19 protein-coding genes and 1 pseudogene are annotated in these 21,314 nt (G+C 44.6%); 13 read left to right on the forward strand and 7 right to left on the reverse strand.

The window, feature by feature from the left end:
- Nucleotides 1-76 precede the first annotated feature (76 nt).
- Both ACFSUF_RS20735 and ACFSUF_RS20740 read right to left on the reverse strand, forming a co-directional pair.
- Complete coding sequence (locus ACFSUF_RS20735; protein ID WP_377606152.1) at nt 77-955, reverse strand: RsiV family protein; 879 nt, start codon at nt 953-955, stop codon at nt 77-79.
- The gene (locus tag ACFSUF_RS20740) at nt 948-1,463 is read right to left on the reverse strand and encodes an RNA polymerase sigma factor (protein ID WP_377606155.1); all 516 of its coding nucleotides are present in this window, start codon (nt 1,461-1,463) and stop codon (nt 948-950) included. Before ACFSUF_RS20740 ends, ACFSUF_RS20735 begins: the two co-directional genes overlap by 8 nt.
- Before the next feature lie 156 nt (nt 1,464-1,619).
- On the opposite strand from ACFSUF_RS20740, the pseudogene ACFSUF_RS20745 reads away from it, so the two are divergent.
- From ACFSUF_RS20745 to ACFSUF_RS20770, 6 genes and pseudogenes are all read left to right on the forward strand, one after another.
- Nucleotides 1,620-2,003, forward strand: a pseudogene (locus ACFSUF_RS20745) (cyclase family protein); the annotation flags it as partial.
- 280 nt (nt 2,004-2,283) lie between these two features.
- Nucleotides 2,284-3,102, forward strand: a complete 819-nt coding sequence (locus ACFSUF_RS20750; protein ID WP_377606157.1) for a GNAT family N-acetyltransferase — start codon at nt 2,284-2,286, stop codon at nt 3,100-3,102.
- Between the two features lie 193 nt (nt 3,103-3,295).
- On the forward strand, nt 3,296-4,063 hold the full coding sequence (locus ACFSUF_RS20755; RefSeq protein WP_377606262.1) for an N-acetyltransferase: 768 nt from the start codon (nt 3,296-3,298) through the stop codon (nt 4,061-4,063).
- On the forward strand, nt 4,060-5,196 hold the full coding sequence (locus ACFSUF_RS20760) for a DegT/DnrJ/EryC1/StrS family aminotransferase (protein ID WP_377606159.1): 1,137 nt from the start codon (nt 4,060-4,062) through the stop codon (nt 5,194-5,196). Before ACFSUF_RS20755 ends, ACFSUF_RS20760 begins: the two co-directional genes overlap by 4 nt.
- Nucleotides 5,193-6,419 (forward strand): glycosyltransferase, encoded by a 1,227-nt coding sequence (locus tag ACFSUF_RS20765; protein ID WP_377606161.1) that lies wholly within the window; start codon nt 5,193-5,195, stop codon nt 6,417-6,419. Before ACFSUF_RS20760 ends, ACFSUF_RS20765 begins: the two co-directional genes overlap by 4 nt.
- 90 nt (nt 6,420-6,509) lie before the next feature.
- On the forward strand, nt 6,510-6,974 hold the full coding sequence (locus tag ACFSUF_RS20770) for a hypothetical protein (RefSeq protein WP_377606163.1): 465 nt from the start codon (nt 6,510-6,512) through the stop codon (nt 6,972-6,974).
- 49 nt (nt 6,975-7,023) lie between these two features.
- Here ACFSUF_RS20770 and wecB read toward each other — a convergent pair whose 3' ends face one another.
- Entirely contained in the window at nt 7,024-8,094 is a 1,071-nt protein-coding gene (wecB, locus tag ACFSUF_RS20775) for a non-hydrolyzing UDP-N-acetylglucosamine 2-epimerase (protein WP_377606165.1), read from the reverse strand.
- A gap of 171 nt (nt 8,095-8,265) precedes the next feature.
- On the opposite strand from wecB, the gene ACFSUF_RS20780 reads away from it, so the two are divergent.
- From ACFSUF_RS20780 to ACFSUF_RS20790, 3 genes are read left to right on the forward strand one after another with little or no spacing between them, the layout of a single operon-like run.
- Nucleotides 8,266-10,104 carry a polysaccharide biosynthesis protein gene (locus ACFSUF_RS20780; protein ID WP_377606167.1) on the forward strand — a complete coding sequence of 613 codons (1,839 nt, stop codon included), beginning with the start codon at nt 8,266-8,268 and terminating at the stop codon, nt 10,102-10,104.
- A gap of 4 nt (nt 10,105-10,108) precedes the next feature.
- Nucleotides 10,109-11,254, forward strand: coding sequence for a DegT/DnrJ/EryC1/StrS family aminotransferase (locus ACFSUF_RS20785; RefSeq protein WP_377606169.1), 1,146 nt, complete (start codon nt 10,109-10,111; stop codon nt 11,252-11,254).
- Nucleotides 11,255-11,284: 30 nt separating this feature from the next.
- Entirely contained in the window at nt 11,285-12,064 is a 780-nt protein-coding gene (locus ACFSUF_RS20790; RefSeq protein ID WP_377606171.1) for a GNAT family N-acetyltransferase, read from the forward strand.
- A gap of 35 nt (nt 12,065-12,099) precedes the next feature.
- On the opposite strand, the gene ACFSUF_RS20795 is transcribed toward ACFSUF_RS20790, so the two are convergent.
- Genes ACFSUF_RS20795 through ACFSUF_RS20805 form a run of 3 tightly spaced genes read right to left on the reverse strand, consistent with a single transcriptional unit; the run spans nt 12,100 to nt 15,719 of the window.
- Nucleotides 12,100-13,053 (reverse strand): D-glucuronyl C5-epimerase family protein, encoded by a 954-nt coding sequence (locus ACFSUF_RS20795; RefSeq protein ID WP_377606173.1) that lies wholly within the window; start codon nt 13,051-13,053, stop codon nt 12,100-12,102.
- Nucleotides 13,053-14,270: a glycosyltransferase gene (locus ACFSUF_RS20800; RefSeq protein ID WP_377606175.1), complete on the reverse strand. Its 1,218-nt coding sequence runs from the start codon at nt 14,268-14,270 to the stop codon at nt 13,053-13,055. Before ACFSUF_RS20800 ends, ACFSUF_RS20795 begins: the two co-directional genes overlap by 1 nt.
- 60 nt (nt 14,271-14,330) lie before the next feature.
- Complete coding sequence (locus ACFSUF_RS20805; RefSeq protein ID WP_377606177.1) at nt 14,331-15,719, reverse strand: glycosyltransferase family 4 protein; 1,389 nt, start codon at nt 15,717-15,719, stop codon at nt 14,331-14,333.
- 187 nt (nt 15,720-15,906) lie between these two features.
- On the opposite strand from ACFSUF_RS20805, the gene ACFSUF_RS20810 reads away from it, so the two are divergent.
- Genes ACFSUF_RS20810 through ACFSUF_RS20820 form a run of 3 tightly spaced genes read left to right on the forward strand, consistent with a single transcriptional unit; the run spans nt 15,907 to nt 19,193 of the window.
- On the forward strand, nt 15,907-16,920 hold the full coding sequence (locus tag ACFSUF_RS20810; protein WP_377606179.1) for a glycosyltransferase family 4 protein: 1,014 nt from the start codon (nt 15,907-15,909) through the stop codon (nt 16,918-16,920).
- Nucleotides 16,921-16,944: 24 nt separating this feature from the next.
- On the forward strand, nt 16,945-17,892 hold the full coding sequence (locus ACFSUF_RS20815) for a Gfo/Idh/MocA family oxidoreductase (protein ID WP_377606181.1): 948 nt from the start codon (nt 16,945-16,947) through the stop codon (nt 17,890-17,892).
- A gap of 20 nt (nt 17,893-17,912) precedes the next feature.
- Complete coding sequence (locus ACFSUF_RS20820) at nt 17,913-19,193, forward strand: nucleotide sugar dehydrogenase (RefSeq protein WP_377606183.1); 1,281 nt, start codon at nt 17,913-17,915, stop codon at nt 19,191-19,193.
- A gap of 54 nt (nt 19,194-19,247) precedes the next feature.
- On the opposite strand, the gene ACFSUF_RS20825 is transcribed toward ACFSUF_RS20820, so the two are convergent.
- A complete protein-coding gene (locus ACFSUF_RS20825; protein WP_377606185.1) occupies nt 19,248-20,279 on the reverse strand; it encodes an alpha/beta fold hydrolase in 1,032 nt (343 codons plus the stop codon).
- A gap of 434 nt (nt 20,280-20,713) precedes the next feature.
- Here ACFSUF_RS20825 and ACFSUF_RS20830 point away from each other — a divergent pair, with 434 nt between their 5' ends.
- Nucleotides 20,714-21,208 carry a hypothetical protein gene (locus tag ACFSUF_RS20830; RefSeq protein WP_377606187.1) on the forward strand — a complete coding sequence of 165 codons (495 nt, stop codon included), beginning with the start codon at nt 20,714-20,716 and terminating at the stop codon, nt 21,206-21,208.
- Nucleotides 21,209-21,314: the final 106 nt, after the last annotated feature.

A 21,314-nucleotide genomic window follows, 5' to 3' on the forward strand; every position in this document is an offset into this window, starting at 1 on the left:
TAAGCTTATTGTGATAGGCACGTAGCTATGACGGGCAGCCCCACTTAAAAGTTTGGAAGGTTTCTCCGATAATGAATTATTTTACGTATTCTTGATTGATTAGATGATCAGCTAATATCTCCGTTGGTATTATGAATTCGACGATGCCCATCGATCCGGGAGCAACCGCGTATTTATCGAAGGAGATGACAAGTTGGTTGTCATTAGTAATGTAAAAATTTTGATTCTTGTCAATTGACTTAAAATTCATGTCCGACTCTTGCTTGCCATTTCCGGTAACCCAGAAAAACGAGTTCTTGTCTTGCTTCATTCTCGCTATCATTTGTTCCTTAATGTTGTTACTGATAATCTCAACAAAACGATCGTCTATAAATAGACTTGGCAGTGTAATGAGCACATGGTTCACTTTATCGACCGTATCGTATTTGAACGTGGTGGAGGAAGAGCCTACGGTATTCGTGACATAGCGTCCAATGGACAACAGGCGATCCGTATCGGTTTTGACAACATAACCACTTGCCACGCCAGCTTCTCCACCTCCGGCTTTCTTTAAATCTTCTATTTCCACCATAAATTCATCGTACAGCCGCTTACTCTCCTCAGAATATTTGTTGTTCAACTGTTGCTCTAACGACGTGTCTCCAAGATCGTTTATCGCGGGTACTTGAATGTGGGCTTTATACGTTGGTTCTTCAACCTTGTATTCGCGGATAGTAAGTACTTTAGCAAGGGGGCCGATGACCGGCCATTTTGATGACGCATACGCAAACGTAGGACTTAAGTTTAAAGCGGAAATAAACAAGGTCGCCATTGCAGCCGCAGCAGCGATCCATCGAATACGTCTTGTCTTCTTCTGACCTTGCTTGCGAATTGCTTCATATACAATAAGGTCCAGTTCCCCGGGGACAGGTATTTCACTATATTGTCGCTTCAATTCGGTCAACTTGTTAACCATTGCCATCCACCTTATTCAAGTTTTCATCATTCATGAACAAGCGCAATTTTCGAAGAGCTTCGTATAATCGCGTTTTGATCGTGTTGACATTTTCGTTTAAGACAAGGGCGATTTCTTCAATTTTCATGTCTTCGAAGTAGCGAAGCACGACTACGCTTCGATAAAGGGGAGGGAGCAAATTCATCGCATGCTCCAAATCAAAGTCCCGATAAGTGTCTTTTGAACATAACCCATAGGTTTCTAGCGTCTCTTCATCGAGCGTCATAACATTTTTCTTTTTTCTCAAAAAGTCCAACGCAGTGTTGATAACGATGCGATAAAACCAACTCTTCGCATGCGAAACATCTTTGAGGGATTTTGAGGCGGCTAACGCTTTCTGAATGGCCTCTTGAATGATATCCAGCGCGTCATTGGGATTTCTGACGTATGTATATGCCAAACGATAAGCATTATCTTTGTGTTGCAATATGCATTGCTGCACTTCCTTTGAAGAAGGGGAAGCAAACATGAATGAATAAACTCTCCTTTACAATAAGCCTCGTGAAACTATGACGGCCCAGGAAAGTGAAAAGTTTGGTGCAGAAGTATTTACCTTTTTTTTGCAGCTCGTTACGCAGTGGGATATGTTTGCTTTTAGACAGGAAACCATCGATACCCAGTTACTCTGAAACCTTTCGATATCGTTCTTATTCGTACCGATGCGGATAAACGGCTTTACCACGAACATTATGCTTTCTTACACGCGGGAGTATCCGCCGATGCTACGCTGTGGCTTTTGGACAAAGTCATAAAGGTAGTCGGTACTGACGGCTGGGGATGGGATATTCCACTCAATCTGCAGGCCGAAGATTATAAGAAGCAACCTAGGGAAGGTGTGCTTTGGGCAGCGCATTATGTCGGTAAGGAACGGGAATATTGCCAAATCGAGAAGCTGACCAATTTGGAGCTACTTCCGAAACCGTTCGGATTCAAAATCTACTGCTTTCCGATTAAAGTGGAAAAGGCGAGTGCCGGCTGGGCTCGTCCGGTTGCAATGGTGGAAGAATGAGAGGAAAAAGGCGTAACCGCACGTACCATCGTGTGGTTACGCTTTTTTATCTTCAACTTTTTTCGTCATAAACATTGAAGAGTATTTCAATGAGAGACAGTAACAAACTCTTACAATAAAAGAAGGTGACTAGGATCTTATTAAAGAAATTTATATAGATCCTAAATCATCTATAAAGATTCCGGAAGGTTATGATTTTTTTTACATATGGGATCAAATCAGGCTGCAGGCCTCCCGGGTGCGGGAAGCCGTTCGGCACTTCGAAGGAGAATGAACACCTATGTCCATACCGATTCTAACGTCCGAGTTGGCGGAGCTCATCGAGACCGCCGATTATAAAGTTATGCGTGACCGGATGCTGGCGATTGCCGGCAGGGAGGGAAATCCCTACGGCGTTGAATTGCGCCTGTTCGGAAGTCGCACAGCTGCCCTCCGGGCAAGAGACCTACCGCCCGATTTCAACAAAATTTGGTTATGGAATCCCTCTGATCTCGATCGGATGGACGATATACTTTCGTATTACCGCGAAGTCAATTCTCATGTTGCCGTCGATCTGATTCCATCCCTCACGTCGGAAGAGATGATGCGGGCGCTCCACCGACTCGGGTTCTCCCAGATCGGCTTCCATACCGCGATGTACGGCGTTCCCCTTGGAGACAGCGACGGATTCCCGGCGGGGGTGACAGTGCGAGTTGCGGAGGCCGGGGATGATGCGATCTTCGCGTCCCTCTTCCACCGGTCGCTGGAGCTGCCCGCAGATATTGCTGAGAACGCGGAGAGCTTCTCCCGCCTGCTGCTCCACCCGGATTGGAAACTGTATATCGGCTATGCGGAGGAGGAAGCAGCGGCGTTCGCCATGCTGAGAATCTCGCTGGAAGGAGTCGCGTGCTTCGGCATGGCGGGTACGCTGCCAGCGTACAGGGGAAGAGGGCTCCAAACCGCGCTGCTGCGAAAGCGTATGGAGGATGCTTCTCGCTCCGGTTGCAGACTTGTCGCCGCCCAGACGGAATACGGTACGACTTCATTCCGCAATCTGCAGAAGGCAGGACTGCGGGTCGCTTATACGAAGGCTATCTGGCAGCATGGATTCGATATGTAAGTAAAATCCAAAAACTCCCACCCTATATTTTACGACAATTGGTCCCTTTTACTTCTCATTAATTGCCGCGTTAATCGCGGCTTTTTTGTGTTGCGCTCAACGTAATCCATATTTTTACAAAATGTCCAATACATAATATCCAATGATTCATAAGCTGTTCTAACGACATCAAATAGAAAGGACGATGCATATGATGGGCTCCCATCCTAATTGTACTTTTGGAAATTACGTGATAATTGAAGATGGGGTAACGTTCGGGGAAAACGTGACCATCGGAAATCATGTGATCATTGAAGAAGGGGCAAGGATCGGTCAGAACGTGACCATTGGGCACCATACGGTCATAGCAAGGGAAACGATCCTTATGGATGACGTTATCATAGGATGCGGAGCCACGTTAGGATGCCAACCATATCAAACAGCAAAGGTACAGCAGCGTGTGGCAGCGCAAGGCCCGCTTATCATTGGAAGCGGCAGTCGGATTGGTCACGGAGCAGTGATTTATGCTGGAACACGGTTAGGAAAAGAGGTACTTGTAGGAGATTTGGCAAGCATCCGGGAGAGTACACTAGTTGGAGACGGCACTATCATTGGAAGAAATGCCAAAGTGGAATGCCGTACGGTCGTTGGAAAGAGCTGCGTAATTCAAACTGGCGCTTATATTACGGCAGATATGTTCATCGAAGACGATGTATTTATCGGACCGGAAGTGTCTACTTCTAACGACAAATATATGAGCCGATCCCCCTACCCGTTAAAAGGGCCGCATATTAAACAAGGAGCTAGTATTGGTAATAATGCCACCCTTCTCCCGACAGTTTGTGTCGGCAGGAATGCCGTAGTAGGGGCGGGAGCTGTTGTTACAAGAGACGTGCCGGATCATACAACCGTGGCAGGGGCTCCTGCGAAGCCTATTCGTAATAAACTGGACGGAAAAAGTTCTGAGGTGAGCAAAAAATGATGAAGATTCCCCTGATAGACTTGCAGGCACAACATGATTCCATGAAACAGGAAATACTGGAAACATTCAGGCAGGTTATGGAAAGCGGCGTTTATGTCTCTGGGCCGGAAGTTACCCTTTTTGAGAAGGAGGCAGCTGCCTTTACCCACAGCAAATATGCCATATCTACGGCAAATGGAACAGATTCTTTAATTCTTGCGTTACATGCCTTCGGTATTGGTCCTGGGGATGAAGTGATTACCTCGCCCTATACATTCTTTGCATCGGCAGAAGCGATTGCAAGGGTAGGAGCCACACCGATTTTTGCGGATATTGATCCCCTAACCTATCATTTGTCACCCGAGTTAACCGAATCTAAAATCACTTGCAGAACAAAGGCAATCATACCTGTTCATATTTTTGGGCAACCGGCGGATATGGATGCTTTTATGGAGTTGGGAAGAAATCATGGATTGGTAGTAATAGAAGATGCATGCCAAGCTATGGGAGCCTACTATAAAGGGCGCCCTGTTGGAACGATCGGGCATGCCGGCTGCATTTCCTTCTTCCCAACCAAAAACCTGGGGGGGGTTGGTGACGGGGGCCTAATCCTCACACAGGATGAACAGATCGCCCAACGAATAAGAATGTTAGCCCTTCACGGCAGTTCCCGGAGATACCATCATGACATGATAGGTTACAACAGCAGGTTAGATGAACTCCAGGCCGCTATTCTTCGTTTGAAATTACGAAAATTAGATGCGTGGAACGAATCACGCGGGCATAGGGCCGAAAACTATCACCGCTTGCTCGCCGGGACGGAGCTCAGGCTTCCGTATGTCAGCAGCGGTGTTAGTCATGTATACCATGTTTATGTTACGGAGACAGATCACCGTGCGCTCTTGGCAGCTCATTTGAAAAAGGAGGGTGTTTCTACCGGACATTATTACCCGTGTCCACTTCATCTTCAGAAGGCATTCAGTCATCTAGGTTATAAACCAGGCGATATGCCCGTGGCGGAAGCAATATCAAAAAGGGCACTCGCCCTGCCGATGTACCCTGAATTGACGATTGAGCAACAGGCCTATATAAGCCAGGCAGTTCATGCGTTTTACGGTATTGCCTCAATAGGTTTCAGGGGCGAATCTGGATGAAGCTAAAAGTCTGCATGCTAGTAGCCAATCATCCGTTTTTAGATGCCCGGATTTTTAAAAAAGAAGCCAAAAGCCTGCTGAAACGCGGTTATGACGTGACTTTAGTAGTTCCCAGGAAGAACGGTTACCTTTTTGATATCGACGGCAGTCCTTTTACAGACCGTTTTTTAGAGCCCTCCTTTTTGTATGAAGGCATCAAGATTGTTACTTATCATGAACAAAAAGAGTCATTTGCCCAAAGGTACTCGAATGTTAAATCCAATAAAACGGGTAGCTTTCAGAATGAACTGACTAAAACCGGCCTTGCTCAAAAGGCAGATATTTATCATGCCCACGAGTTCAGCTCCCTTTATTCGGCTGTAGGCATAAAAAGGGCGCTAAGTGCAGAAGGAATGAAAGTGAAGCTGATCTATGACAGTCACGAGATTTCTCCGGATCCATTATCAGTTCAAAATTCAGCAAACAAGAAAAAACTCCTGCGTATGCTCGACCGGATGATCAAGGAAGTAGATTACATTATTACGGTTTCTGACGCCATTAAAAACTGGTATATCATCCGAAATCCTAATATTCCGGTCGAAGTGATATATAATTCTCCGCCATTCGCTCAAGACCATCACATAAAGCTCTTTGATGATAATGGGCTAACCGTTTGTCATGAAGGCAACATTACTAGATACAAAGGTAATGCTGAACTCATTTTTGGCATTGTATTCCAATGTTCTAAATCCATGCCTTTTACTTTTAAGATTATTGGAGGAACACGCCAGGGGAAAACCCTTCCCGTGCCCTCGAGAATAAGCAGATATATAAAGCAAACCGGTTGGGTGGAGTATCATGAGATACCTGAGCATATGAAAGATGCAGATATCGGGTGGCTGCACCTGGATACTTCAAACTCACTTAACCGTACCTTCGCTTTGCCGAATAAATTTTTCAGTTACTTGAACAATGGGATTCCCGTAGTAGTCAATAAATGCTGCGAAATGGAACGTATCATCCGGACACACCATTGCGGCCTGGTGATTAACAAAACAAATCCGACTGTCGAGGATTACGCAGAGGCCTTTGAATATATGAACAGGAATAGAACAAGATTGCAAAAGATGAGTGTTAATGCCAGGAATGCTATGAAAAACTGGTATTGCTGGGAACACATGGAGAAAAGGCTTTTCCTTGTTTATGAGCATCTAAGCATGGCTAGAAAAAAATATTTCATATGATTTTATGTGAATTTACCGGACAATGCGTTTATACCAATCTCTCAATTATGCATAAGATAGAATCAGATACAGAGAGAGGGGGTGAACTCAATGGCGTTCAGACAATTTACAACTGGCCAAGTATTTAATGCAGTTGCCGGACTCGCTGTTGTAGATGAAACTAACCAAAACGAGATTACTGATGTAGCTGGTATAGTGCTGCTATCCAACGCCCTCGTTTTGCAAGCTCAGAACTCCAGCGTCAGTACTTCGACTATCTTTAGAATGCGTGTTTACAGCTACGCACTTGCTACAGGAGTTAGAACGGAAATCTATGATTCCCAAGCGCAAACCCTTGCTCCATTAACTTCAAGAGGTTTCTTGTTTCCGTTCCCATCCGCGGCTGCGGGGGTTGTATTTGAAGTGGTAGCAACGGCTAACGACGATCAATTTACAGACTTCACAGCGCAAGGCGTAGTCTTAACAGTAGGAACTCTTGCCATTGTTGCGGTGAATGCGGTCCACCGTTTTGTTCAAGAGGAATTGTCTCCTCTTAACTTTGCAGATACCCAATAATGGAACAATACAAACCGCCCGGGACATTTGTTCCGGGCGGTTTTGGTATTTAGGTGAGGAAAGAGCAGAGGACTTCAGCAATACGTTCGGATGCGTCTCCCTGTCCGAAAACCGGAGCTGATTGCTCCGGAACAGTGAGGTTTGCTATTGTCTGCCGTACCTGGTCCGAAACCATACCCGTAACATGATTCCAGCCTTCTTGGACGGTCTCAATCCATTCCGTTTCACTTCTCAGCGTGATACAAGGGACCTGCAGCATATAAGCTTCTTTTTGTACCCCGCCGGAGTCAGTCAAGATCAATTTAGCTTGGCATTCTAGCGCCAGCATATCCAAGTACGGCAAGGGTTCGATAATACGCAGAACCGAAGGGTCTATCAGGCTGTCTAAATGGAAGTCTGCTATTAATTTTTTCGTTCTGGGATGCAGCGGCATGACTACAGGGTAACCCAGTGATTGAAGCGTAAGGATCATTTGTTCTAGAGAATTCCGATCGGTTGTATTTTCGGCCCTGTGAATAGTGGCCAAATAATAGGTTTTTGGTATCAGGCGTAACGTTTGAAGAATCTTGCTTTGTTTCCCGGAAACTTCCTTGTAATAAAGCACTGTGTCATACATTACATCTCCCGATAGATAAACCCCGTTGGTAATACTTTCTCGTTTCAAATTAGCCACAGCAGCTTGCGTAGGGCAGAACAAGAGTGTAGATAAATGATCTGTTAAAACACGGTTTATTTCCTCCGGCATTCGCCGGTTAAAGCTCCTTAACCCCGATTCTACATGAGCTATAGGTATATGAAGTTTACTTGCCGCCAGGCTGCCTGCAAGCGTTGAGTTCGTGTCGCCGTAAACCAATACGAGATCCGGCAGTTCCTTAAGACAAAGCTCCTCGATCTGTTCCAACATCCGGGCTGTTTGTCTGCCATGCGTTCCGGATCCAATACCCAAGTAATAATCAGGCTCGGGAAGCCGCAGCTGATCAAAAAAGACAGCTGACATATTCCGGTCGTAATGTTGTCCGGTGTGTACAAGAATTTCTTGCAAATGAGGCCGTAACGCCCTGCTCAGGCTGGCAGCTTTGACAAATTGGGGGCGTGCCCCAATAACAGTCATCACTTTCAAATGAAGCCACCTCTCCTTTTTATGTACATTATAATCGCACAAGGTAGAGAAGGAGAGTGCATTAGACTATTGTATTGCAAAATTTATTTTTACAGTTCATTATCCCAGACGAACCGCTCTCTTTTGAATACTATGATTCAAGAATCAGGAGGATAGGAGGTTAGGGAAAGAATGGTTTTTCCAAAAAGGAGCATAGCTCTGCTTACAATCGATCTGATTCTCCTGCTTGTTTGTTTGCTCATTTCCTTTATGAGCAATATGCACGGAACTCTACCGAGAGAGATGACAGGCAGTTTTATGATCTCCACTATAATATACCTGCTCATTTCTTATGTTAGCCTGTTTTTGTCGGGAAGCTATAAAACGCTGTGGCGTTATGCGGAAATAGGGGGATTGATGCGTATTGGGCGTGCTCTCACCGCTGCTTCTTTGTTCTACTTTCTTGCGAACCTGATCATACTGACCGTGGCTCCGCCTTTGGAGTTCTATCTTATGTTATGGATGTCTTCTTTGGTTACAATTGCAGGATTAAGAGCTTTCTTTATGTCACATGAAGACTTCCGTAAATCATCAGTCCCGGGAAAAAAACGAACATTAATCGTAGGTGCCGGTGAGGCGGGAACCTTGATCGCAAAGCAGCTCTTATATACTGAGAGGGCCAGGTATGCACCTGTTGCCTTCGCAGACGATGACCGCGCAAAGCAAAAGTTCGAAATATTGGGTATACCTGTCGCGGGACAGCGTGCAGACATCCCCGAATTGGTTTGGAAATATAGAATACAGGATATCATTATTGCCCTGCCTTCAGCTCCGAAGAAGGAATTGAACGATATCATTTCGATATGCAGGAAATCGCAAGTGCAGATTCGGATTCTGCCCAAAATGCAGGATTGGATTCAAGGAAAGATTTCAGTGAAAGAAATCCGTGATGTTGACATGAAGGATATTTTAGGGCGAGAGATCATCCAGCCTCCCAAAGAAGATTCGCTGATCTACCTAAAGGACAAGATCATACTGGTTACAGGAGCGGGAGGTTCGATTGGAAACGAAATTGTCTGCCAGGCAGCCAAGGTAAACCCAAAGAAGATCATCTTGTTCGGACACGGAGAGAATAGCATACACACAACCATGATGAATTTGTTCGAGCGGTTTCCCAACGTGAATGTTGACTGCGTTATAGGAGATATACAAGACCGTACATTTATCGCTGATCTATTTGCCAAATACAAACCCGATATTGTGTTTCATGCTGCAGCGCATAAGCACGTTCCTCTTATGGAAACTAACGTTAGTTCAGCTGTGAAAAACAATATTTATGGCACGAAAATTGTAGCGGAAGCGGCTGCAGCATCCGGGACGGACCGGTTCGTTTTTATTTCTACGGATAAAGCAGTTTACCCGGTCAATGTAATGGGGATCACCAAAAGATTCGGTGAATTTATTATAAAAAGCCTGTCTGAAACTTCAGGTACCCGGTATTCCATCGTTCGGTTCGGCAATGTACTTGAAAGCAGGGGAAGTGTTATCCCTATATTTAAGAAGCAGCTAGCTGCAGGGGGACCAATTACGGTTACGCACCCGGAGATGGTACGATATTTTATGACCATACCGGAAGCAGTTCAATTAGTGTTGGAAGCAGGCGTGATGTCCGAAGGCGGCGAGACCTTTGTTCTAGATATGGGGGAGCAGGTCAAAATCGATCACCTCGCTAGAACGTTTCTCCGGTTAGCCGGCTTTGAACCTGATGTAGATATCCCCATTGTCTATACGGGCATACGTCCTGGTGAGAAGTTAAGCGAGTCCTTGTTTTACGACTATGAAACTGTGTTCCCGAGTAACCATCCGTATATCTCAGTTGCCCGATCGGGCCACATAGACCGAAAGCGACTGGAGGGGGTGCTCAATCATCTGAGTACTGTCTTAACGGACCCAAAGGCAAACCTCAATGAAATTTTAGGAATTGCGTTGAATGAACTAAGCAGCACGATTGTAGACGGAGAGAGAGGATAACGGTATGAATATACCTTATGCACTTCCTTATATTGGGGATGAGGAGATCCAACAAGTCATCAACACAATGAAATCATATTGGCTGACAAGAGGTCCGCTTACATCGGAATTCGAAGAGAAGTTTTCTGCGTTTGCCGGAAGTCCGCATGCAATCGGTTTAAACTCATGCACAGCAGGATTACATTTGGCACAATTGGCTGTCGGGATTGGACCTGGGGATGAAGTGATTACTACACCTTATACTTTTGCTGCAACCGCCAACACCATTATTCATACAGGAGCAAAACCTGTGTTCGTAGATATAGATCCCATGACAATGAATATAGATGCTAAACTTGTGGAGCAAGCGATTACACCGAGGACCAAAGCACTCATACCTGTTCATTTTGCAGGCTTTCCTTGTGAAATGGAAGAATTGATAGAGCTGGCGAACCGGTATCGGCTGAAAATCATTGAAGATGCCGCTCATGCTGTGTACAGCCAATATAAGAACAGGCCTGTCGGGAGTATAGGAGACATTACCTGTTTCAGTTTTTATACCACTAAGAATCTGGCAACTGGAGAGGGCGGCATGGTAACTGCTTCCGATGAGGAGGTTGCCGAACGTATTCGAGTTATGAGTCTGCACGGTATGAATAAAAACGCATGGAAACGCTATTCAGAAAAGGGATCATGGTATTATGAAGTGAATTTTGCGGGATATAAATATAATATGACCGATATACAGGCCGCCATAGGCTTAGTGCAGCTGCGGAAACTTGATCAAATGCAAGCCTTGCGGCAAACTTATGCAAGCATTTATCAGAAGGCATTCGCATCATGCGATGCTCTCATAACTCCCTATGATTCGAAGGAACACCGCCATGCCTGGCATTTATACGTAATTCGGCTGCAGGATCATGTGAACATTTCCCGGAATGAGTTCATTGTAAAATTAACGGAAGCGGGGATCGGTACAAGTGTACATTTTATCCCGGTCACTTCACATCCTTACTATCAGCAATTAGGTTATCGTACGGAACTGTACCCGGCCGCCAAAGAGGCTTACGAACGCGCTATATCCCTGCCGCTTTATCCGGGCATGACGGAGGAACAGGTGCACTATGTTGCGGAACAGGTGATTTCTATTGCCAATCAGTACAGAAAGTAAAGGGATCATCGCATACAAGGTGGGGATTTGATGGGGGATTATTCATTCAGACTGAAATATTCACCCTGGGATTCCGCTGTTCTGGGTGTGGAAGCTTATCAGCTGTCGTTTAACAGAGCCTTGGCACCAAAAGGCGAGGAAAATATGCTTATAAAGCAGAGGCTGCTGGAAATTATCCATAAGACCTCAGTCCAGTTTATCAGCTGCAGACTAGCTTCAGCCGAAATCAAACTCATCCAGGAGCTGGAATCCGTTGGCTTTTATACCGTAGACCAGTTGCTCACCTTTACCTATCGTCTTGGTCAAGAATCACCTCAGTTTACGAAGGGATCCGGCGTGAAAGAAGCAAGCAAAACGGATGCACCTTTCATCCGCGAGATGCATCATCAGTTCGTTCAGGGGAGGTTTTATAACGATCCTAGGATATCCAAAGAAACGGCTCACAAAGTTTATAAGAAATGGATCGAAGATACCCTTGAAGGGAAAAGAGCCGACCAAATGTTTGTGCATGAAAGTATGGATGGGAAGGTTACCGGCTTTATCAGCTGTATCCTGTCCCAGGACACTGAACGCAGGCCGTATGGCATCATCGACCTGATTGCGGTTTCTTCCGGTTATCAAGGTCAGGGAATAGGCAGACAGCTGCTGGAAACAGCGGTCCTTTATTTCCGTTCCCACGGCACCTCCCATGTTCAAGTCGGTACACAAAGCAGTAACAGTGCAGCCCTTTCGCTTTACCAGAATAATGGCTTCCGCCTGCATTCTGCGGAAACCTCGCTTCATTATTGGAACCCTTTGCTGCCTAAGTGAAAGAACGAACGATCTTTGAGATCGTTCGTTCTTTTTCAATCGATGTAAGAACGCCACATCCGATAATAATTCTTAAAAACCTTATCGCCTGTGATCGAATATAATGCGTATAGAAGATAAATATGCACGGCGTGATATGTTCTGGCTGATTTGGGTTCAAGGCCGTAAATCAAATGCCTTAGATCATACGCGGTATAACCGCCGATATCGTAATAGCAGAGAATCTGCTTGGCCGTTTCGACACATCTTAGAAAATATTGTCCCGCGAGCGCGGAACTTGACGTTTCTGAGGAGGGGGATAATTTCCACCAATCGTATAATCCGATCATCGTGAATAAAAAACCGTTTAACGTATAAGACGAAGGCTGGACGGGATATTCTTCAAAAATGATATAAGAGGCAAGAGAGGGATGAAGATCGCTAAAGGTAGCCATCGTTCCGCCCTCCTGGATAGGCTTTATTAAAAATTGCAGGGCAGCATTGCCTGCAGCTAAATATCGCTTTTTCCCCGTACAGCGATAAGCGCGGGCGAATACGCTTAAAGCGTGACCTTGGGACATTCCGGAAACCCAACCCGGCGGGTACACCTTGCGAAAATATTCAAAGGAGAACGGGTAGCGAAAAGCTCCTGATGGATGCTGCATCGAGATGAGATGATCAGCTGCAGCCAGGAATTTTTTCAGGTCCTTGGGACGGTTCATATATCTGCCATGCATCGTTAATGCATATTGGCTTACAGTGACAGGATTATAATGATAATCGGTGCCGTACTTAATTTTAGGAATTCCTTGGGAATCAAGCAATAAACGGCCCTCTGCCGGTTGAAACCTCTTGTGCTTTCCCCAGTTCATATAATCCCCGGCAGTTTCATAACTGCCAATGTAAGGTGTGTATTTTACCTGTAATTTACCTGTTCCATAACGGTCGATCTCGATGTTTACCAGTTCTTTATACTCCGGTGCCGGAGTGTAATTCGGCCACAATTCCATCAGGTAGCACCTCCGCGTGAAGTGATTTGGTCAAGAATCACGGCCAGCTTGCCGGTCAGTTTCACTCTGCTGTATTTTTGAATAGCCATCTCGTTCGGTTTGGTTTTAATCGCATCCGCTCTCCATGCTTTATAAAGTGATTTTATTACTTTAATGGATTTGGATGGACATTTGGAATCCACGATGATCCCAGTCCGAGTATGCGCAAGAATAGTGGCAGCTGAACCGACCGGTGGAATTAGTGCAAGAATCGGTTTCCCCAAACGAACCAGCTCATAAATTTTGCTGGTTACGGTTGTATCTTCCCGCGGGTCTATAAAAAGAAGCAGTAAATCTGAAGCTGCAGCATTAGCAAGCGCGGTCTTATGATTCAGGTAACCCGTCGAATGAACGATATGATGTAATGGCCACTCTTCCGGAAATGTAATGCTGTCGAGATAACCGATCAGCTTGAGCTCGATATGGTCAGGGTTAATGATGTTGTTAGAAATGGCACTATTTAACTCGGAAAAAAATTGATTTGCTACGCCTCTTCTTAGCCCATAGATGGATCCCATATAACAAATAGTGAATTTTTTATTCTTTTTTTTAGCGGCAATATTAACAAAGTCCATAGGATCATATCCGTTGTGAATCGTATGGAACTTTCGGTTGGAACCGGTGCCGGAAATTTGATATAAAGTATCGGTAATTTGCTCCGTAACGGAGATAACAGCGTCCGCTTCCTGCAGCGATAATACCTCAAACTTGTGATTGGCTCGGATATCTCTGGCATAACGGGGGCCTTGGATAAATGGGTTTGTCGTCCATTCATCCCTAAGGTCGACAACAAGCGGTTTGCCGGTAAGCCTCTTAAGCGCAACACCTGCAAGAAGCGAGACGTAGGGGGCAGACACACTGTAGATGGCATCAATCTGTTTTGTTCGAATGAGTCTTACTCCTTCTTTAATTACGGCGGGAAACCAACCGTGCATAAAATCCTCCGCCGTAATATAAGGGTTTCCAGGAAAATCCTCGCATGCAGGAAGCCTTATAATCTCGCTCTCCCGGGGGATTTCGGCCAGCATCGTATAATCCAACTTAGGATAGGTTGAGTTGGAAGGAGCCAAAACAAGGGGGGACCAACCGAATTTCGGAAGGTATTTTACAAATTTTAACGCCCTCTGGCTTGCTCCAATGGGGGGGAAATGATAGCTGATAAAAAGCACCTTTTTCACTGTACACCTGTCCTTTCCATAAAATACGCTGCATGGCTGGAGATAAGTTTCGAATAGCGGCTACAATCTGTTATAGATCGAAACTAATTGACGGGCGATCGTTTCAGGATTATGATGCTTTAGCGCGTATTGCCGTCCGCGGATGCCGAGATGATACCGCTTCAGTGGGTTTGTGAGGAGTCCGTGCAACGTATCTTGAATTGTTAACGGATTCGCAGATACAATGGGTAAATCACTGGGATAAGTCTTTCGAAGGTCGTCCCGAATGAATGTGATGACAGGTTTTCCTAGAAGCATGGCCTCAATAGGGAAAATAGAATAGATACCCAGGCACAGCTGATCCACAATGATATCTGCTTTTTGATAAATTTTGACTGCCTCTGCATGAGGCATGTTTTCGACTTGGATGTAATCGAAATCGACAGACTTTTTCAGGCGTTCCACTGCCTGAACCAAATATTCGGTACCTTTAATATAGGTATGACTGGGGGCATGGACGACAAGAGGCCTTTTGGAATCTACCGGGTATAGCGGACTATAGTTCCGCGGTTCGACTGCTTGCCGGACTAAATATACTCTCTTAAAATACCCCCTCAGGTATTCGTACATTTCATAGTCCGGTGCTATGACAGCATTCATATAATGGGATAGGACGTGAAGCCGCTCTAAAATTTCTTTCTCATCGAGGATTCTTGCCCGGGCAAACGGGTTATTCTTCTTTGCAATGGATAGTCTTCGTATTTCCGATCCCCAAAATGACATGACCATCTTCTTCTTGAATAAGTTTAAATACGGTAAATCAGTATAGGCGTAGGAAGTATAAGTGAAGGTCTGGCCGCTATGAAAATGAAAGAGATCGTATTCATGAGCTGCTTCCATTGCATATGTCATCATAGCTGCATCCTGTTCAGAGGAAGTTACGCCATTGAGCGGGGAAGGAAGGTCCACGGGATATCCGTATCGATTACTAGAAGAGTATGTGACAAAAGAGACCGGTACGCCTAATGCACGAAGAGCAAGGGCTTGCGTGCTCATTTGGCCTGCGGGGTTGCTTGGCAAATGCAGCACTTTACCTACTTTAGCCGCTTCCATGTTCGTTGCGGGAGATGGAACCAGAAGTCTGGTCGCAAATGCCGGATGTGGGGTTTGGAATCGGATTGGCGTGAAAGTCGGCGAGGTATGGCCTTCTAAAGCAATACGTTTAGTACCCCTCTCTTCGAGGTTTGTTTGTTGCAATTCAAGCCTTTTTGCTTCTTCTCTCCTAGCTTTCCTCTTAATCTTTCCAACTTTTTTTTCGGCCCGCTCTCCCGTTTTTTTTTCTATGTTTTCTTTTTTCTTTCTTTCTCCTGCATTTCTTCTTTTCAATTTTCCTTTGGCCTTATGGCGCTTTTTTCTTCTCTCAAGTTGTTTTTCTGTTTTTGTATCCTTTCTTTTTTTCCCGGAAGCCATAAATACACCACCTTTACTTCGTTCACTTTATCAGTATGCTGAGTTTCTTTTCCTGTTTGGACAATAGTTGAAATTTCCTAGAAATAAATACATTTTTCATAAATTGGTAATTACATCCAGAACGTATTGAACGGTCTTTCTATAGGATAAATAAAAGCAGAGCAAACACTCGAGAGGAGGGGCATAGATGAAAGTTCTTCATCTATCTTTCGGGGGGCAGCTGGTAGAAATATCAAACGCATTAAAAAGAATAGGTATTGATTCCACGTCGTGTCATTTTCGGGAAAAGAAAAAGCAGCGCAAACCTGATATATGTCTCCATCTGGATAAATACTCTCCTGAAGAAGGAGAAAAGATCCGTTCCGCTTTTTTCGAAGAGGCTCTTAAAACATACGATGTATTTCATTTTCATTTCGGAAAAACTTTTTTTTCCGACAATAGGGATTTGGCCATTTTGAAGGAACTGGGGAAAAAGGTAATCATGCAGCATCGCGGTTCTGATGTCCGGATGCTTTCTATAGCAAAAAAAAGTAATAACCCTTATGTGCGCATTAAGAGAGGGAGATCCCGTAGAGAAGCTTCAATATTGACTAAGTTACAATTATTATCTTCCTACATTCATCATGCGGTTGTGGCGGACTATGAACTTTATCCCTATGTCTCTGATCATTATAAACATGTGCATGTAATCAGGCAGTTCATAGATTCCAGTCGATTCCAGCCGGTTTACCCTGAAATATCGAAAAGAAAACCCTTCATTGTCCACGCCCCTACTAACTTGGAGGTCAAAGGTACAGATTATGTTATGGAAGCGATAGAACGTTTAAGAAGGCAAGGGCATGCCTTCGATTTCATGCTGATTGAAGACATGCCATATGAAGAAGCTTTAAAGTTCTATAAAAAAGCAGATATCTTGATTGACCAATTGCTCATCGGCTCATTCGGTATATTAAGTCTAGAAGGCATGGCACTTGGGAAACCGGTTCTTTGTTATATCAGAGATGATCTACTAGACAAGTATCCGGCACATCTGCCCATTGTGAACGCCAACCCCGAAACAGTATTCAAGAAATTAAAATATTTACTAAACAATCCGCAAATCCGTTTCCAATTAGGAGTCAGAGGGCGAGAGTACGTAGTAAAGCAATATAATCACATTCGAGTTGCGCTTCAGCTCGCAGAAATTTACAAAGGGATTTGATCTATAGGAAAAAGGTGAGGTGCTATGAAAGTAGGGGTCATTGGAACGGGAGCGATGGGCACCAACCATATCCGAGTTTATAACACTTTAAAAGACCGCTGCCAGTTAACGGGTATCTTTGATACGGACTATGAGCGCGCCAGCCAAGTGGCAGCCGACTTTGGGGTAACCGCATTTCGGACGGTGGATGAACTCCTGGAACGGGTAGAGGCAGTAAGTGTTACCGTCCCGACATCGGCTCATTTCGAGGTAGGAGCTCTTTGTGCGGATAGGGGAATCCATGTACTGATCGAAAAGCCAATGACGGAAACCTTGGAGCAAGGAGAGATGCTGATCCATAAAGCGAATAAGTCAGGAGTAGTTCTCCAGGTAGGGCACATCGAATTGTTCAATCCAACCATTAACGTTATGAAGAATATACTGGCCAATGAGGAGATCATTGCCTTCGAGATGAAACGCATGGGTCCTCCCGAAGCAAGAAACCGTCATTCGGATGTCGTAATGGATTTGATGATTCATGACCTTTACATTCTGTTATATTTGCTTGAGGAAGATGTGGAACGCATACATGCACTCGGCCGGATATACTTCCAAGCTCTGAAACATGTAAGTACACTGCTTCAATTTCATAGCGGTATTATCGCTAACCTGACTGCAAGCCAGGTTACGGAAGAGAAGGTCCGCACGCTGAAAGTGGTGACGAAAGACGCTTTCATACAAGCGGATCTGTTGGACCGTAATATCCTAATTTCGCGTTCCACTAATTTTCTCTTGGACAAAGCAAGCACCGGCTACCGCCAGCATAATATTGTCGAGAAAGTTATTATCCCTACCCATGAGCCTTTGCGTATGCAATTAATTCATTTTATAGAAAGTATTCAAAATGGCAAGGCACCGAAAGTTGCAGGATCCGATGGGCTTCGGGCGTTACTTTTGGCTGAACGGATTAGGCGGGAGTTGACACGAGCCTGACAAGAAAGGGTGATAGACTTTTGGATGCGGAAAGTAAGCTCAAGCACATAGGCATTATCGGTTTGGGGTACGTTGGATTGCCGCTTGCGATCATGTTCGTTGAGCATGGTTACCAAGTGACGGGAATCGAACTGGATAAACGTAAAATTGCTTCCTTAAGGGAAGGGAAAAGTTATATTTCTGATATAACGAATAACGCTGTGTTGACTTTAATGAAAAGCGGAGCATTCGAACCGGCTCAACATGTGAAAGATACGCCCCCCATGGATGCTTATATTATCTGTGTGCCTACCCCGTTAAATTCGGAAGGCAAGCCTGATCTGCGTTACGTAGAACAAGCCGCATCGGACATTTCAAACATGGAATTGAACGGGCAGCTTGTTGTGTTGGAAAGCTCCACTTACCCTGGGACGACGGAAGAAGTGCTGGTTCCGATTTTGGAAAGGGGAGGCCGAAAAGCAGGTCGTGATTTTTACGCCGCGTATTCGCCGGAAAGGATTAACCCGGGCGACACTCGCTTTGCGCGGAGTATCATGCCCAAAATCATAAGCGGGATTACACCTGCGTGTACGCAGAAGGTCAGCGAATTATATTCTCCTCTATTTAATAAGATAGTTTCGTTATCCACTACAAGGGCTGCTGAGATGGCCAAAGTGCTTGAGAACAGCCAGCGGTTTATCAATATTTCATTTCTTAATGAAGTGACAAAGCTTTGCGACAAAATGGATATTAACGTGTGGGAAGTCATCGATGCGATCAACACAAAACCTTACGGGAATCTGCATTTTTACCCGGGCTCAGGAGTTGGGGGACATTGTATCCCGGTAGACCCGCTATATTTGGATTGGAAGGCGGACCAAGTCGGCGTCACACTGCCCTTTCTGAAAGTATCCAAACAAGTGAATGATTCCATGCCCGCGTATGTCGTATCGCGGATCAATAAACTGCTGCCCCAGCGGCGGCTAAGCGAAGCCTCCATTTTTTTACTCGGTCTGACTTACAAAAAAGATGTTAACGATTTGAGGGAGTCTAGTGCGTGTGATGTCATGTCACTTCTAGTGGGAGAGGGGGCAAAGGTAAGCTATTATGATCCCTATATTCCGGAACTTAACCTGGACGGTAAAAGATATATGAGGTCGGAATTGACCGATGACGCTGTAGCAAGCGCAGATTGTGTAGTTCTACTTACGGACCACTCCGCACTTCCGATAGAGCGGATTATATCTAATTCGAAATTATTATTCGATACGAGAAATGCAACGAGTATCTTTGGCGGCTTTCCGAATGTAGTGAAGTTATGAGGTAAAACGAAAAAAGCAGTGCATGGTTAGGCTTGCCATGCACTGCTATTGTTATTACTGGAAAAACTCATTAAACAGTTTAATGGTTTCCTGCGGTTTCTGCTCTGCGATCCAGTGTCCGGCTCCTTCAAGTTTCAACGATTTTGCATTAGTCGCATATTTACTCAAATGTGCATCCAGATTACGGAATGTGGAATCAAAGCCTGCAATACCGAGAACTGGCATTGATAATTTTGGATAAGTTTTGAAATCTTCAATGTCTTGCCTGAACGTCTTATACCACCCGTTGCTTGCGCGAATTGCGTCAGCACTTGAATATGCCGCATAGTAGACTTCTTTGACCTCTTTAGTCATAGCAGGCTTGCCATAGGCCAAATAGTCAAAAAGCCAATCTTGATAAATACGCATTCCATTCCCTTGCAGCAATTTCTCAGGCAAGTCTGGAACAGAATTGAATCCGAACCACCAAGGGTATATAGGATGGTCCTTAACGCTCGTATCGTACACTCCCGGCGGCGGTAAGAGAGGGAGTTCCAGATAGCGTTCGGATGGATGAACAACATCCAACACAGCTAATTTTGTCGTAGCTTGAGGGTAATTGGCTGCATAAGCATAAGCAACAAATGCCCCAATGTCATGTCCTGCCATATTAACTTTCTTATAGCCAAGCTCTTTGACCAAGGCATAAATATCCGAAGCCATCGTCTTCTTGTCATAACCGGCAGCAGGTTTGTCAGAGCTGCCCATTCCACGATACTCAACGACGTAAACATGATATTTCTTTGCTAGTTCCGGCATAATTTTGTGATACGCATACCAAGTTTGCGGCCAGCCTGGAAGAAGGAACAATGGTTCACCCTTACCCCCTTCAACATAGTGAAGGGTGATTCCATTTACCTTTTTATATCCGTTTTTGAATCCCGGAAGTGTTTTGACGAGTTCCTTATCAGAATAAGCTTTGTTTGCGGATTCGTCGTTATTCTGGTTGTTGTTTGTTGTGAAAGCTGTAATAAGAGCAGACACAAGCGCTAACAACAGAACCAATGCACTAAATTTGGCATACTTTCTCGTTGTTCCTTTTGACATCACAAGTCCTCCATCAAAATTATATTTGCTGTTAAATTTCCCCATAATCAAGCAAAGTATGCATGAATTGGTTCCCGGAGCGGGACCCTTAATTCCATGGGATTTCACAAGTCAAATTCAAGATTCCCATTGTTTGTTGAAACAATAACTAAATGATTTGCCATATACTAGGTAAGAGCACCTCTGCTTGCCGAATAGTTTCAGAACCACCTACCGGCAAAAATAGCGGTCTCGGAGCAACCTCCTTTTTCTTACACATGGATTTTAACAAGAAACGAACGACTGCAACCCTGTGAGAAGTCATGTTTATATAAAAGAAAAAGCACCACTTTGACCGTTTAAGCATAAAAATCTTCATGCCTTATGCCACAAGTCATGCCTCATAGTGTAAAGGAAATGGCAAACTGACATACAGGGGGTTCTAGATAGTAAACATGAAAGCTAAAAAAATATTTTTCATCACTGCACTTCTTACGGTTCTAATGATTGTGGTTCTCTGGTCATCAGGGTTATTCGGCTTATGGTCTAATGGAATAGCTTTTCTTGCAAACAATACCAAGGAATATACTAATGAAAGTGGTCACCTAGTTGAAGGAAAGTATTCACTTAGAGTTGATTTGTCATGTTTTGATAGTAACAACGGTAAAGAGATTTATAATGATGGAGAACATAAAATATTCGTAGCATCGCTTCAGAGAACACATAATGGAGGATATGAGATCGGATTTAGATCAGGCGGTCGATACTTTTTATCGGGTGCTTCGCTCATTTCGGGTGTCCATCATGAGACCATCAACGATCATTCCTTCATTACATCAACGACTGCCAAAATGACAGCTCAATACGATGGTAAAACATACAACACTAGTGCAACGGGTCAATGTGGGTTGAATTATAAGGATGGAGATTGTTTTTCTTTCTCTTTCTGAATGACGAACCAAATGAAGATCCGATTGAAGGTGCAGGTATAGTCGAACTAACGATTAGTGACCTTTATAAAAATATTTGGCGTAAAAAATAAGGGGCTAAGTTAAC

Source organism: Paenibacillus gansuensis, assembly GCF_042684925.1.
GTDB lineage: Bacteria > Bacillota > Bacilli > Paenibacillales > DY6 > Paenibacillus_N > Paenibacillus_N gansuensis.